General features: G+C 33.7%; 17 protein-coding genes and 2 pseudogenes. 3 read left to right on the top strand and 16 right to left on the bottom strand.

From position 1 onward, the window contains the following. The first annotated feature begins 231 nt into the window (after positions 1–231). Both JR050_RS10465 and JR050_RS10460 read left to right on the top strand, forming a co-directional pair. On the top strand, positions 232–1,455 hold the full coding sequence (locus JR050_RS10465) for an IS110 family RNA-guided transposase (RefSeq protein WP_204201714.1): 1,224 nt from the start codon (positions 232–234) through the stop codon (positions 1,453–1,455). Between the two features lie 249 nt (positions 1,456–1,704). After that, positions 1,705–2,325 carry an NAD(P)-dependent oxidoreductase gene (locus JR050_RS10460; protein WP_204203448.1) on the top strand — a complete coding sequence of 207 codons (621 nt, stop codon included), beginning with the start codon at positions 1,705–1,707 and terminating at the stop codon, positions 2,323–2,325. A gap of 435 nt (positions 2,326–2,760) precedes the next feature. Here the strand turns inward: JR050_RS10460 and JR050_RS10455 are convergent, their stop codons facing one another. The 12 genes and pseudogenes from JR050_RS10455 to JR050_RS10400 all read right to left on the bottom strand — a co-directional run bounded on the left by JR050_RS10455 (position 2,761) and on the right by JR050_RS10400 (position 9,050). Further along, positions 2,761–2,907: a hypothetical protein gene (locus tag JR050_RS10455; protein WP_204203447.1), complete on the bottom strand. Its 147-nt coding sequence runs from the start codon at positions 2,905–2,907 to the stop codon at positions 2,761–2,763. A 152-nt stretch (positions 2,908–3,059) separates the two neighbouring features. Further along, a complete protein-coding gene (locus tag JR050_RS10450; RefSeq protein WP_204203446.1) occupies positions 3,060–3,740 on the bottom strand; it encodes a hypothetical protein in 681 nt (226 codons plus the stop codon). Positions 3,741–3,825: 85 nt separating this feature from the next. Continuing rightward, positions 3,826–4,008, bottom strand: a complete 183-nt coding sequence (locus JR050_RS10445; protein WP_204203445.1) for a hypothetical protein — start codon at positions 4,006–4,008, stop codon at positions 3,826–3,828. Continuing rightward, on the bottom strand, positions 3,984–4,286 hold the full coding sequence (locus JR050_RS10440) for a hypothetical protein (RefSeq protein WP_204203444.1): 303 nt from the start codon (positions 4,284–4,286) through the stop codon (positions 3,984–3,986). Before JR050_RS10440 ends, JR050_RS10445 begins: the two co-directional genes overlap by 25 nt. 134 nt (positions 4,287–4,420) lie before the next feature. Continuing rightward, positions 4,421–4,990, bottom strand: coding sequence for a hypothetical protein (locus tag JR050_RS10435; protein WP_204203443.1), 570 nt, complete (start codon positions 4,988–4,990; stop codon positions 4,421–4,423). Between the two features lie 438 nt (positions 4,991–5,428). Beyond that, positions 5,429–5,635 (bottom strand): hypothetical protein, encoded by a 207-nt coding sequence (locus JR050_RS10430; protein WP_204203442.1) that lies wholly within the window; start codon positions 5,633–5,635, stop codon positions 5,429–5,431. Between the two features lie 77 nt (positions 5,636–5,712). Then, positions 5,713–6,102 (bottom strand): DUF4440 domain-containing protein, encoded by a 390-nt coding sequence (locus tag JR050_RS10425; protein WP_204203441.1) that lies wholly within the window; start codon positions 6,100–6,102, stop codon positions 5,713–5,715. Between the two features lie 65 nt (positions 6,103–6,167). Then, the gene (locus JR050_RS10420) at positions 6,168–6,719 is read right to left on the bottom strand and encodes a GNAT family N-acetyltransferase (RefSeq protein WP_204203440.1); all 552 of its coding nucleotides are present in this window, start codon (positions 6,717–6,719) and stop codon (positions 6,168–6,170) included. Positions 6,720–6,856: 137 nt separating this feature from the next. After that, positions 6,857–7,318 carry a hypothetical protein gene (locus JR050_RS10415; protein WP_204203439.1) on the bottom strand — a complete coding sequence of 154 codons (462 nt, stop codon included), beginning with the start codon at positions 7,316–7,318 and terminating at the stop codon, positions 6,857–6,859. A 24-nt stretch (positions 7,319–7,342) separates the two neighbouring features. Then, entirely contained in the window at positions 7,343–7,702 is a 360-nt protein-coding gene (locus JR050_RS10410) for a hypothetical protein (protein ID WP_239454273.1), read from the bottom strand. Positions 7,703–7,726: 24 nt separating this feature from the next. Next, a pseudogene (locus JR050_RS10405) lies at positions 7,727–8,299 on the bottom strand (histidine phosphatase family protein). A 214-nt stretch (positions 8,300–8,513) separates the two neighbouring features. Then, positions 8,514–9,050, bottom strand: coding sequence for a GNAT family N-acetyltransferase (locus JR050_RS10400; RefSeq protein WP_204203438.1), 537 nt, complete (start codon positions 9,048–9,050; stop codon positions 8,514–8,516). A gap of 393 nt (positions 9,051–9,443) precedes the next feature. On the opposite strand from JR050_RS10400, the gene JR050_RS10395 reads away from it, so the two are divergent. Beyond that, on the top strand, positions 9,444–10,643 hold the full coding sequence (locus JR050_RS10395) for a S8 family peptidase (protein WP_204203437.1): 1,200 nt from the start codon (positions 9,444–9,446) through the stop codon (positions 10,641–10,643). A gap of 319 nt (positions 10,644–10,962) precedes the next feature. Here the strand turns inward: JR050_RS10395 and JR050_RS10390 are convergent, their stop codons facing one another. From JR050_RS10390 to JR050_RS20815, 4 genes and pseudogenes are all read right to left on the bottom strand, one after another. Next, positions 10,963–12,126, bottom strand: coding sequence for a sulfite reductase subunit alpha (locus JR050_RS10390; protein ID WP_204203436.1), 1,164 nt, complete (start codon positions 12,124–12,126; stop codon positions 10,963–10,965). Positions 12,127–12,309: 183 nt separating this feature from the next. Further along, positions 12,310–13,254 carry an isopenicillin N synthase family dioxygenase gene (locus tag JR050_RS10385; RefSeq protein WP_204203435.1) on the bottom strand — a complete coding sequence of 315 codons (945 nt, stop codon included), beginning with the start codon at positions 13,252–13,254 and terminating at the stop codon, positions 12,310–12,312. Between the two features lie 160 nt (positions 13,255–13,414). Then, the gene (locus JR050_RS10380; RefSeq protein WP_239454271.1) at positions 13,415–13,972 is read right to left on the bottom strand and encodes a hypothetical protein; all 558 of its coding nucleotides are present in this window, start codon (positions 13,970–13,972) and stop codon (positions 13,415–13,417) included. A gap of 51 nt (positions 13,973–14,023) precedes the next feature. Next, positions 14,024–14,104, bottom strand: a pseudogene (locus JR050_RS20815) (VOC family protein); the annotation flags it as partial. Positions 14,105–14,207: the final 103 nt, after the last annotated feature.

The raw sequence follows: 14,207 nt of genomic DNA, 5'->3' as shown, positions 1-14,207 counted from the left end.
CACCACAGAGAATGAAAATGGTTTTTTACTGTCAATACTGATTCTACGGCTGGGAGAGGAAGGTCGTTTGTGTTTGGTGCGTTAGAGCCCATCCTTTAGTCTGACTCCACCGACCACGGTGCACCACTGATTGTCGCTCCCTTACGGGAAGCACACATGGTAGATTAATCCTATTCTGGTTGATGCACCAGCCTCTAATTCTAACAATCGCCGTAGAAAGGAAAAATTTCAATGGATGTAATTATTGAAAGAGCCTGTGGTATGGATGTCCATAAGGACAACATTACTGCATGTATTATCACACCACAAGGGAAGGAGATTCAAACTTTTTCAACTAAGACTGTGTTTTTGATCCAACTAGTTGACTGGATTAAACAGTACAAATGCACACATGTTGCCATGGAAAGCACAAGTGTTTACTGGAAGCCTATTGTGAATTTACTAGAAGCTGAGGATATTGAGTTTTTAGTTGTCAATGCACAGCATATGAAGGCAGTTCCAGGACGTAAAACTGATGTTAAGGATGCTGAATGGATAGCTAAGCTTCTGCGGCACGGACTGATTAAAGCTAGTTATATTCCTGATCGAAATCAACGTGAATTACGTGAGCTCGTTCGTTATCGTCGAAGCATTATTGAAGAACGTGCCAGGCAACACAATCGCATTCAAAAAGTGTTGGAAGGAGCGAATATTAAGTTAGGATCAGTTGTGTCAGATATTATGGGAGTATCAGCTAGAGATATGCTTAACGCAATCGCAGATGGTGAAGATAATCCCGAAATACTTGCAAACTTCGCTCGTCGATCAATGAAAAAGAAAAAGGAAGAGTTAGAATTAGCGCTAAAAGGATACGTTAGCTCACATCAGCGACTAATGCTGAAAACTATTTTAAAACATATTGATTTTTTAACAGATCAAATAGATATGCTTGATTCTGAGATTGCAGAAAGAATGAACACTTATCAAGAAGATATTGAACGATTAGATTCTATTCCTGGTATAGCAAGAAGAATGGCTGAGCAAATCATGTCTGAAGTAGGAACTGACGTTAAAAATCAATTTCCAACTGCACCACATATGTGTTCATGGGCTGGTTTAGTACCAGGTCATAACGAGAGTGCTGGGAAAAGAAAATCAGCAAAAACAAAAAAGGGCAACAAATATTTAAGATCAGCATTAACAGAAGCAGCTCATTCAGTAAAAGGTTCGAAGAACTATCTAGGAGCATTGTATAGGCGAACAGCCTCGAGAAAAGGCAGGAAACGCGCTGGTATTGTAGTTGCACATGCCATGATGAGAATAGCCTATTACCTTTTAACTCGTAAAGAAATGTATGTAGATCTAGGCGAAGACTATTTTGACAAACAGAGACAGCAATCAATTGTAAATCATTCACTTCGGAGACTCGAAGGATTGGGATACATCGTCTCTATACAAGAACCTAAAGTATCTTAAACTAGTCAACTATCATCAGATAAAACACTATGTCGGCGCTCTCGTTTTAAAAAAATTGACTGAGCTGCGTCTAATTTAGTAATGCCTTTTTTTGATATTACAGCGATTAATTTTCATGGTAGCTCAATAAGGTAATTCTACAAAAAGTCTGGTTACTCCTGCTTTGGATAAACTCATCCGGTAATTGATCAAGACAATAAAATAACTTTTATAGTAAAATACTAGTATTAAAAAAGGAGCCTTATTTTTATGAATATTTTAGTTTTTGGTGCAACTGGGCGTGTTGGAAGTCAAATGGTTACTTATGCCCTGAATGACAGAAATCATGTTACTGTACTAGTTCGCACTCCAGAAAAAATTAAATTAATTAATGAAAATCTAACCATTATACAAGGGAATGTTTTAAATAAAGATGATATAGTACGTGCAATGCAAAGGATTGATGTAGTTATTAGTGCACTCAATACTGATGGCACAACCACACTATCTGAAAGTATGCCACTTATTATCGAAGCAATGGAAAACGAAGGTATAAATCGAATAATAACTATAGGAACTGCGGGTATTCTACAAAGTAGAACCACGCCAAATTCTCTACGTTATCAAACAAGTGAATCAAAGCAGAAGTCAACCCGTGCAGCAAAAGAACATCATAAGGTTTACGATATGCTCAAACAATCAACCCTTGATTGGACGATTGTCTGTCCTACTTACTTGCCGGATGGAGAAAGGGTAGGCAAGTATCGAATAGAAAGAAACTTTTTGCCAGAGGGTGGAGCTAAAATATCCGTACCGGATACAGCAGAATTTACATTTAAACAGATAAAAGCAAGCGATTATATAAAATCACGTGTAGGTATCGCTTACTGATAGTATTGCAACAATCCCTACTCTCTTTAATTAAAGCTTCTTTGTGGAATATCAAAACTGAATTAGATTCAAAATCACTAAAATAATAAAAAGAGATGTTGTATATATAACATCTCTTTTTTAACTAAACTTTCCGTTACGAAGAATAACAACCCGTTAGTTCTATAAATTATTTCATTGACCTTGCAACTTGCAACATTTTATTTCCTGATAACATTTAAAAATATCTACTGTAGATTACTGGTGTATCAAAATAAAGGCTGGTCTATTGATTCTGCTTCTGAAATTTTTAGTGAGGTATGGATATCTTGACGAGTTTTTTGTCACCGAATCTGAAATTTATGGGAATAATAAACTCTATTCATCAATAAAAAAGAACTTCGAATAAGAAAAACATAGGGATATTTTAATCTTCCTATGTTTTCATTCATATTATTAATCTGTTTGTTTTTGCTTCTTTTTCAGATACTCCGCACGTATTTTTTCAAGTTGCTGCTTCTTATCAAATTTGGCAGGTTTCTGTTTTTCATGAAACTTTGTCACAGCTACCTGACCTTTGGTATCCAATTGATATTTTCCCACTTGTTCACCTACTTTTCTTGTCTTCAAAGAGAATATATTCAACGAATATAATATACCTTAAATTACTAAAGTAAACCCTTATTATTTTATTAGTGTACTGCTAAATTTGCTGCATATATCAGTAAAAACAATAAAACTTAGTAACCCGTTACTTAAAAATGGTACTCTTTGAATTCAATTGATTTTGCTTGATACATTTTGTCACGATACTCATAGGTAATAATAACTTCACCAATAAAATGAGCTGGTGAAACTTGTGCAGCCAACTTAACAATGAGTTGATTATTTACTACTTCATATGTAGTAATGCTGCCAAACGAAATATCGTTAAATATATTCTCGGGCTTGAATCCAACTGGACTAATGTCTATAACATTTTGGCTCTCTCCAATAGTTATTTGTGCTTCAATTGGAGTTAAGCTAGTTTTAGCATTCTTTAATATTATTGCTTGAGGATTATCAACCAGCACCTCGCTAAAGCGATTGGAATCAGTTTCAAACACATATGCATCTTCTAACGAAACACCAGTACCGTATCCTTTGTTTAAAATAACGATTAACTCTTTCTTTTTATCTTGATTAATGTCTTCATAGATAACTTGTGGAGCAAAAGCAGGATTATTAGCAACGCTTATCCAAAATGGTCTTGAGTAAACCGTACCCTTAAAATCAAGTTTGAAACTATAATATAATCCATTCATTCTTTTAGCGTATAAGGTAATATCCTCTTTGTTTGACTCTGCAACTATATCAAAGCCATCATTTATTGCCCTTGCTTTATAAGGAGACATAACAATAAGAAATGCCATTATATAAACAATGAATCTTTTCATTGTAATCACCTCATTTTAGTGTTCCCAATGAAAGTTTGTTATTCAACTAAGCTTCTCCTTTAGTGAAAAAAACATATAACTGCTTTTATAATACAAATGTATTTACTGTAGCGACGATTGCAGCAGCTAATGCAAATGGCCAAAAACTATTAATTTCCATATTCTTCTTTCCTACAAATAAAGCAAACAAAGCCTCAGAAATAATATAAATAAATGCGTATATAACAAATAAAACGATAAGAGTTATAAAGGTATTTCCAAAAGACAAATATCCGTATCATCTAACGCTGACTGTTCATATTCAACCTTCCAACCAAGAGAAGGGAGTTTTCCCATGTAAAATTCATATATATCCTCCCAATGATTGCCCTTCATAACATATTGATGACTAGTAGGCTTTAACCCTTTAAATAGAGGAATATCATTGTGTTGCTCTGGAATAATAGACATTCCTTCGTAAGTATCATCAGTTATTTGTAGATACATTAACCAAATAGCAATAATAAAAATTACAATACAACTATATAATAATAATTTTTTACTCACCTTATTCTCCCATCTATTTTCAACTAAACTATATCGTTTGGTAACTATTAGTATTCAATTAAAAAAGCATTAATCCTTCTTGGATCAATGCTCAGATATAATACTCTTATTCAATTTAGTAAAATCTGCATAGCTTAGTACAACAGTTTATATGTTCCTATAATCTTACCCTTTTTATCTAAAAAGCTAGTTTTTATTTCCCATTCATCATTCGAAAAATCAACATGTTTATATTCCTTTGGTAACGCAATTAATATACCGTTATTTAGAACGGTACTTTCATATGAAAAACCTCTTCCATCAGTGCTATTAAAGGTAGCATCAACTCTTGCTATTTCTTCATCACCTACAATATATCCCCATAAAACATTCCCTACGCCTCTTATATCTGTCACTTTTACAAAGGTTTTAGGATTACCCTCTTCATCTAAACTTATCAATGGTTCTTCCGTATCATTATTATATGAATATAGACCATACTTTTCAGTATATGTATTTACTACAATTAAATTTGTTTTCTTTTCTTTGAATAACACAAGATTATTAACATGCTCATCTGATATAACCTCAATTTTTTCATGCCATTTTTTCTGAATAGCAGATTCTAGAGAGGTTGATCCAAAAAACACAAAAAATATAATGGCTATAAATGATAAACATAAAATTAAATACAGAAATATTTTCTTACTATTAATAATACTCACCTCCCCAAAAATACCTGACTCCCCGTTTGTTGATTATGACCAATATAATGGTCTGTTAAAAGATATAATCTTTCAAAAAAAAGAAATCCATATATTTAAGCACTACAAAATATGATAAACATTCCTACAAGCATAAAACCATAGATAAAGCCTATTGGTCTTGTTATTGAAAAAAGTATTTTGGAAAATTGATTGATTAAGCTTTTTGTTATTGGCCAACCATTCTTGATATTATCAATTATTTCACTTCTAAATTTGTACGAACCAATCGATTTTCAAAATCCATTCTCTGAATTCATTATGGGGGTGAGTTTTGGAATTGGTGACTCTGTTACTTTTACAACAATAATTGGGTTAATTGCCCGTTTGTCCGAAATTTTTGTTCCCCATAGCAAGAAGTTGAATTATTGTTGATTTTATTCGAAAAAGATAAAATGTTTACTCTTTATGATTCTCCTTTTTTTCTAACATTTTCACTTTATGTAGTATATGAAATAGTATTGTCGTAATAAATGAAAATTGAATAATAAACAAAAGTAAATAAATGAATTCAATATTATCTCCACCAATAATAGACCCTAATCCATATACCAGAACAAAGCTCCCGATAAAAGTTATGATGAAAACAAACAACCAATTATCCATTATCTTTTCTCCTTTTACTAGATTCGCTCATAGTTATACTATTAGAAAAAAGCATTTATCCTGTTAATACAACCCACCTAGTAAGAGGAATATCTCTCCATATGTTGCCTATATAATTTCCAGCCGTCTTGTTCCTTTTTAAATATTTCCATAGCCAAAGCACTTGCTACTTTTTCACCTGATAAATAAAAAGTGATAATGGATGAAAGGATAATTTCTTTTTCTGACCGGAAATTATGAGTTAAATCATTATATTCCCATTGTGGGTTTTTACCTTTGTACGAATTAAATGTTTCCACGTTTGATTTTTTATATGAGTCCCCGTTATAAATCTCGTAATCTCTATCATTGTAATACCCAAAATATCCAATAAAATCATCTGAAATCCACGTATTCACTTCATTCACATCACTTTTGTTAAGGACTGAACGATACTCTTCAATTACCTTAATAGCTTCAATTGACATGATTACCTCCTATTTATATCTATAATTCAACTCTTTTGACCTTTTGCTAAAGAAGAAAGCTAGATTCACTTTGCACTTGAATTAATAATCCCATAATGAATCAGATCTTCATATCGATCTTCTTTCCTCACATGGTCAATTAAAACACCTTCTTTAATCATGCCTAATTTTTGCATAACTCTTCCCGAAGCAGGGTTTGAATTAAAGTAACGAGCAAATACTTTATGATATTGTTTTTCGTAAAATGCAAATTGTAAAATAGCTTCCGCTGCCTCTGTTGCATATCCCTTTCCCCAAAATTCTTCACCAATCCAATAGGCTATTTCACCATTGTTAAACTTTTGGTTGTGAGATAGCGCAATTGCTCCATATAATGTTCCGCTTCTCTTATCTGTAATAGCAAATTCATATAATTTATTACGATTAGAATTTTCAACGTGATGTTCAATCCACGATAATGCATCGTCTATAGAGTATGGATAAGGGAGATACAATGTATTTTTATAAATATTATAGTTATTACAAAGTTTTGTAACAGTATTTGCATCAGTTTTTTGAAAAAGTCTTAGTAGAAGTCGATTTGTAGTTATCGTTTTTTTTTGATTATCGTAGAGCATAAATCATTATCCCTTCTTCAATGAAATCTATTAAAAATAAGTAGATATAAGTATATTTCTATAAGTAAAACCACTCTCCTTCATTGGAAAGTGGTTATCTTTTGAGGTTACTTATTCATCACAATTTTCGTTTTCTCTTAAAAGTTACTGTTTTCTTTAAAATCTTTTTTAAAGCTTATGAAAAAGGAAAAAAGTAGTATTGTAAAAATTAAAATTAAGCAAGTACAAAATAATATAGGTAAAACAGAGTCCATTCCATCTGGAAGCTTGGGAATAACGATTACTGATATACCAATAATAGCCAAATGCACTATGAGAGTAAACACATATGCTATTTTGATATCTCGTGTTTTATAAAGTTCTTTCAGACCTTTTATTTTTTTATGCAATATTATCGCAAATAATAATACTGAAATAATCATGATGCCAAGAAAGATAATTATCGGAATTGATGAAGGACCGATGTAGATATTGAGTACACTCTGGGCAAACCCATTATCAATCCAAAAGATAAGATTTAAAATAAAGATTAATCCTGATATTATTAAAAACACTGCTTCAAAGAAAAAGAATTTTAACATTAATCTTGATATGATCATTTTATTCTCCTCAGTATTGGTACCCTACTTAGCTATTCTGTTACGATATACAACTAAAGTGAAAGCATTTAATGTAATGGTAACGAGTAGGAGAACTGTTGCGGCGAATGCCACAGCAGACGTTGTGTCCGAAAGAGCACCCCAATCTTTAATCTTAACCAGATGATACGTATAAAGAATCTGGAAACATAGCGAAACAGCACATGCACTTATGCTCATAATAGAGAAAACAATCCAATTATTATTTTCCTGTTTATTGTTACGCGTTAGTTTAAGAATAGGAAGTATCCAAGCAATTAGTCCTAACACGAGACTACCCACATTAAGCCAGCCAAAATCAATCATTTCTTTCCCCCGCTTTGTATCTTCCTTCCGTTCATACATTCTTGTCCTTAAGAAACAATTTTCTCATAAACGGTTCCATAGTCTTTCAACTTTTAGTAAATCATGATTTATAAACTCCATTTTATATATGTCTGGTTTAGATGTACTTAATAGAAAATTCAGATCGTATCTTTTGTCAAAATAATTCATTATTAACGTCATGACAGCACCATGGGTCCCTATCACCACTCTACTTCCACGATAGGTAACAAGTAACTCATATAAAACTTTTATAGCTCGTTCCTGACAAGCAGCATTAGACTCTGCTCCTTTTAGAGAGAAGTTTGGATTAGAAAAAGACTCTTCTAGTAAAGGAATTAATTCCTTATCACTTATCCTGTTAGCTTCAGTAGAAAAAATTCTCTCTTTAAGGTCCTCATACACCAATACATCTTGTCCAATTTCATTAGCTAACTTTTCAACAGTTAGTATTGAACGTATGTATGGACTGGATATAACAACGTTAATCTCCTCCGTTTTTAAAAGTTCTGCTACTCGATATGCTTCTATTTCTCCTAATTAAGTTAACCCTCTGGTTCTTTCATCCCCAACTTTTGGTGAGTCACCATGTCTTACCAAATATATGAACGTATTCATCGTAACACCACCTAACTTACATACTATAAAAAGGAATAAGAAAAAAGAACCTTACTTATTTTTACAAACAAGGATGGTTCTTAATAGTTATTCTACGTAAGGAAAAATTATCCTTCTTCACTATCTGAACTAAAGTACAAGAAATAGGTAAATATCCTTTATGTCTAATATGAAATGAGGTGTTGTAGCTAGATCCCTGGTTCACTGAAACAGACTAAATGTTTTTGGTTTCAAACCATTCGTTTTCTAAAATACTCATTTCCCATAAACTCCAATACTCATCACCATATTTTCTTGAATCTCGGAGTAAACCTTCTTTTATAAATCCTGCATTTTCGTAACAGGTGATGGCGGAAGTATTAAAGTCAAATACCCCGAGACTAACTCTATGTAGTTGAAGTTCATTAAATGCAATCTTTAGGATTTCATTAATCATTTGCTGCCCAATTCCTTTACCTCTTGTGTTTTTATCACCGACTAATACTTTTCCAACTCGAGCTGATTTGTTTTTTCTATCAATTTTATTCAAAGAGATATGACCAATAGTCTCACCAGTTTCATTATCAATTACTTTATAAACCCTATTCTCTGAGTTTTCATTATTGGCATTTTCAATATACTTTTCTAATTGAGTATCATTTAAGGGGTAAGTAAACCCTGGACCGCCCCATTGAAGTAAGAATGCGGGTGAATGAATCCAATTTATAAGTTGTTTGAAATCAGAACGTTCAAAGTATTTTAGCTCCACCATAAATACCGTCTCCCTTTTTCACTCAAATGCTTTATCACTTTATTTAATTAAAGTATAACTCATTAATTCCCTGGTCCTCAACTGAGACCATTATTTCAAAAGAAGTTATGTAACTATGCTTTGATCAAAGCATAGTTTTATTGTTATCACATAATTCACTTTGCAAGTTTCTGCTATACACTCCAATAGCACTTCCAAATACCAAAGAAATAAATAAACTCCTCCTACTGAAAAACAAACATATCTACAATACCACAAAATAGAAGAATCTTCACTTGGGAAATTTCTATCCTAAAATCCCCTTTAATCCACTCTTTTTTCTATGATTTTCCCAAACATTTAAATTCTAGCACTCTAATACATTAACAGTGACTAAAATTTAAGGAGGAAGTTATGAAAATTAAGAAACTGGTTACCATGTCACTTGCTGTATCTCTTGCCCTCTTTCCATTATTAAGCTCACCTGTTGGTGCAAAGGAAAAGGACCCTGAAAAGATTACGATTGAGAAAGTGAAATTCGAAAAGAATAAGTACAAAAGTGGTGAATTAATCGTTAAATTTAAGGACAGTACAGCTACATCTGTAGAGGCAACCGCTCTACAAAGTGTTGAAGCTGAAGTTTTACCAGAAGGTAACGACAAGTCTGATTTCAAAGTTTTAAAAGTTAAGGATGTTGAAAAAGCTTTGAAGAAGTTAGAGAAAGACCCGAACGTAGAATATGCTGAACCGAATTATATCTTTAATGCAACATGGACACCAAATGATACTTATTATAATGGTTATCAATATGGTATTAAGACTACTTATACAAACTTAGCTTGGGACGTAACAAGAGGCAGCAGTGGCCAGGAGATTGCTATTCTTGATTCAGGTGTTGACTATACACATCCGGATCTAGATGGTAAAACGATTAGAGGTTACGACTTCGTTGATGGTGATTATTATCCGATGGATTTAAATGGTCATGGTACTCACGTTGCAGGGATTGCGGCTGCTGAAACAAACAATGGAACTGGGATTGCTGGTACAGCCCCTAATACAAAAATTTTAGCGGTTCGTGTTCTGGATGCAAATGGAAGCGGTTCCTTAGCAAATATTGCAAATGGTATTCGTTATGCTGCTGACGCTGGAGCTGAAGTAATCAACATGTCACTTGGATGTGATTGTTCAACGACCACTCTTCAAGATGCTGTTAACTATGCGTATAACAAGGGAGTTGTTCTAGTTGCTGCTGCTGGAAATGATAATGTAAGCACTACTTTTGAGCCTGCTTCTTACACAAATGTTATTGCCGTTGGTGCAGTTGACAGCTCAAACAGAAAAGCATCTTTCTCTAACTATGGTACATGGGTAGATGTAGTAGCTCCAGGTGTAGACATTGCCTCTACTTATCCAGGGAACCGTTACGTATATCTGTCAGGAACTTCAATGGCTTCTCCTTATGTAGCTGGTCTAGCAGCACTATTAAAAGGCCAAGGACGCAGCAATGTACAGGTTCGCCAAGCAATCGAGCTAACGGCTGACCCAGTATCTGGAACTGGATCGAATTCTAGATATGGAATAATCAATTCAAATGATGCTGTAAGATACTAAAACTAATAGCTAAATAGAATTCAAGGAGGCCGGTCTTACCGGCCTTTTATTAATGTCTTTTTTGGTAACAAAATTTTTTTGAAAATAATGTTGCTTTTCGACTACTTTTTCAACACATTATTATTCTGGTTTCGTGAAATAAACAATCTCATAATCTCAATATCTTGGTCTATTTTGATGACAAGTTTTTAAAATATATAAAATTTAATGTTCATACAAACTCTACTAAAGAACTTAACTAAGCTGTGTCCACGAACTATATTACCCTCATTTTTACATTGAAAAAGGAGACTGGGGTGTCCCAATCTCCGAAAAAACATTAATATACGTCACGTTGGTAGCGTTTTTCTTTTTGCATCGCGCTTAGGTAGCTTTCAGCCTCTTCAGCACTCATGTTACCTTCTTTTGCAATAATAGCAAGTAATGTTTCGTGTACATCCTTTGCCATATATTCTTTGTCTCCACATACATAGAAGAACGCGCCATTATCAATCCAATTAAATAATTCTGTGCTCTTTTCAAGCATTTTGTGTTGTACGTAAACTTTTTGCTCTGAATCACGAGAGAACGCAACATCAAGATTTGCTAATACGCCATCTTTTACATATTGTTCTAACTCTTCTTCATATAAGAAGTCTGTTGCCGAACGTTGGTCTCCGAAAAATAACCATGATCTGCCTGTTCCCTCTTCAATCGAACGATCTTGTAAGAATGAACGGAATGGAGCGATACCTGTACCAGGTCCAACCATAATGATATCTACTTCACGTGATTCTGGTAGGTTGAAATGTTTGTTTTGTTGGATAAATACAGGAAGTACATCTCCTTCAAACACACGCTCTGAACATTCTACAGAACAAACTCCTTTACGTTCACGTCCATGAGAATTGTAACGAACAGCCCCAATTGTTAAATGCACTTCACCAGGATTCGCTTTAATACTACTTGCAATTGAATATAAACGTGGTGGCATTTTTCTTAATAAAGATACGATATCTTTGCTAGATGCATTCCATGGACCAAAGTCACGTAATAAATCAAGCAAATCACGACCATTCATGTACTCTTTTAGCTCAGCTGCATTTTCAACAGCAATAAGTTTTTGTAACTCTTCATTATCAGTGAATGTCGCAGCTTGTTGTACGATTTTTTTTGTTAATAACGTAATTTCAAAATGTGTTGTAAGTGCTTCTTTTAATGGAAGAGTATCACCACTTTTGTTGATTGCCACTAGTTCATTCTCATCCCATTTCATTTCCTCAATAAGAACTGCTACTAATTCAGGATCATTTTCTGGGAGAATTCCTAAACAATCACCTGAATCATACGTAAGTCCTGATTCATGTAAAGATAATTCAATATGAAGTGTTTCTTTATTAGATCCACTTTTATTTAGATTTTCCTTTTTTAGAACTTTTGCCTGATATGGATTTGTACGGCTATAAGTTGTTCCCACTTTGTTTTCATCTGTTGCTTTTTGCATATTCCACACCTCTATATTTTAAAGATTATAAACATAACGAAAGTAAAGTAATTAACTACAATATACCATACTATTATAAATCATTTTCCTCGTTATTACATATTTTTCGGCTCTTTAACTGAACTTTCTTTCGGCTATGAAAAAACCATCAGATTTCATAATGAAAAATGATGGTTTTGTAAATTATTTTTTAATTAATCCGATTTCAACTAGGCGTTCATATAAGAAATCGCCTGCTGTAATGGCAGGATATTTTTCTGGATTTTCTTCAGAAATGCATGAAGGAATAGTTTCCAGTAAATAACTGCTATATGGATGTACAAAAAATGGCATAGAGTAACGTGAAGTATTCTCACCTTTTGGATTCACTACACGGTGAGTTGTAGCAGGAATTACTTCGTTTGTAATTCTTGATAGCATATCTCCAGCATCCACTATAATTTGTCCTTTTTCCGCCTTAACATCGATCCACTCACCATCACGAGTCAGTAGTTGAAGTCCAGATGCTGTTGATTCAACTAGTAGAGTAATTAAGTTGATGTCTTCATGCTCACCTGCACGAATAGCATTAGGGTCCATTGAATCATCTAAAGCAGGATAATGAATAGCACGTAAAATGCTGTTTCCGTCTTTAATCATGTCTGAGAAGAAATTCAAACGTAAATCCATCTCGAGAGCAAGTGCTTCAAGCATGTTATTTGCTACACGCTCAAGTCCGCGATAGAAGTTTAATGCAAGCTTACGCATATCTTCTACTTCTTCCGGCCATAAATTTTCAGGGTATTCACCTGAAAGTGGGTGTCCAACTGGTAGCTCTTGTCCAACATGGAAGAATTCTTTCAAATCACCAACAGTACGGTTTTTAGCATGCTCTTTACCAAAGCCTGTGTACCCACGTGCTCCCCCAAGAACACTTTCATATTTCTTCTTTGTTTCAGTATCTAAAGCAAAGAATTTTTGCCAAATCTCATAATTTCTTTCAATCAGATTTGGATCAACACCGTGTCCTTCTAAAATAATAAATCCTGTTTCTTTTAAGCCAGCAACGAATTCTTCTGCAAATATTTTACGCTCATTGCTGTTGCCATAAGTATAATCTTTTAAATTCAGTGTACGAACATGTGTCATAGTTCTTTCCCCCTTAAAAATGTAAAGGCTTTCATAAATCCATTATTAATAATACCTTAAATAATTTGTAGAAAATAGTAAAATTTTCATAGATTCATAAAATTCTAGAATTGATGGACATTTAAATAAAAAAAGGACCCTTCAAAAAAGGAGTCCTAAATTAATGAATTTTTTTATTTTCCGCTAATACACCAATTGAATTTGCGATAGATGTTAATACATCTCCATTTATTTCTTCTGCTATTCGTTTATCTACACTCAAGATATATTGCCAATTATTCTGTTCAAATACGAGCAAATTAAAATGTGTATGCGAAATATATTCAGCTTTATTTCCATTTCTAAGTACGTATGTATTCAAAATAAGTGTATCTCGAAACTGTATTTTGTTTTTAATTGATCGAACGTCAATCTTAAAGTGGTTTTCCGGCTTCATATCATGTATGTACTTAACCTCTAACGATACATTCATCCCATCCTTCAGGTTTGAATATCTACCAAACGCATGAGTAAAAGGAATCGGTGGAATTCGTGTTGGTAATTGGACATCTTCCTTAAAGTACTTTTCAAATTCACTGACAGCCTCATCAATGGTTGTATAGCCTATTTCTGGGTATATGACTTCAAAAGGCTCCGGCGTATCTTCTGATTCAGCATGTACAATGATACTAGAGGACAGCATACCCATGATTGAAAGTAAAATTGCACAATATTTCATTCCCATCATCCTTAAATCTTTTTACGCGTATTATACCCAAAGTGATGGGAATTATTTGTTTTCAATCAGGCCAAATCCAAGACCTGTTGGATCCACTAAGTATGCAAGATAAAACTGATCAAATTCCATTTTTCATTGGCTCTGTTAAACTTGATTGTTGATTCGCTCCTGTGGGGTCTCACCTGGACACGCCGGATATCCCGCAGGAGTCGCCGCCTTCCACTGCAATCAACAA

Source organism: Bacillus suaedaesalsae, from assembly GCF_016890225.1.
Taxonomy (GTDB): Bacteria; Bacillota; Bacilli; order Bacillales; family SA4; genus Bacillus_BS; species Bacillus_BS suaedaesalsae.
This window is presented reverse-complemented; position numbering and strand designations above follow the sequence as displayed.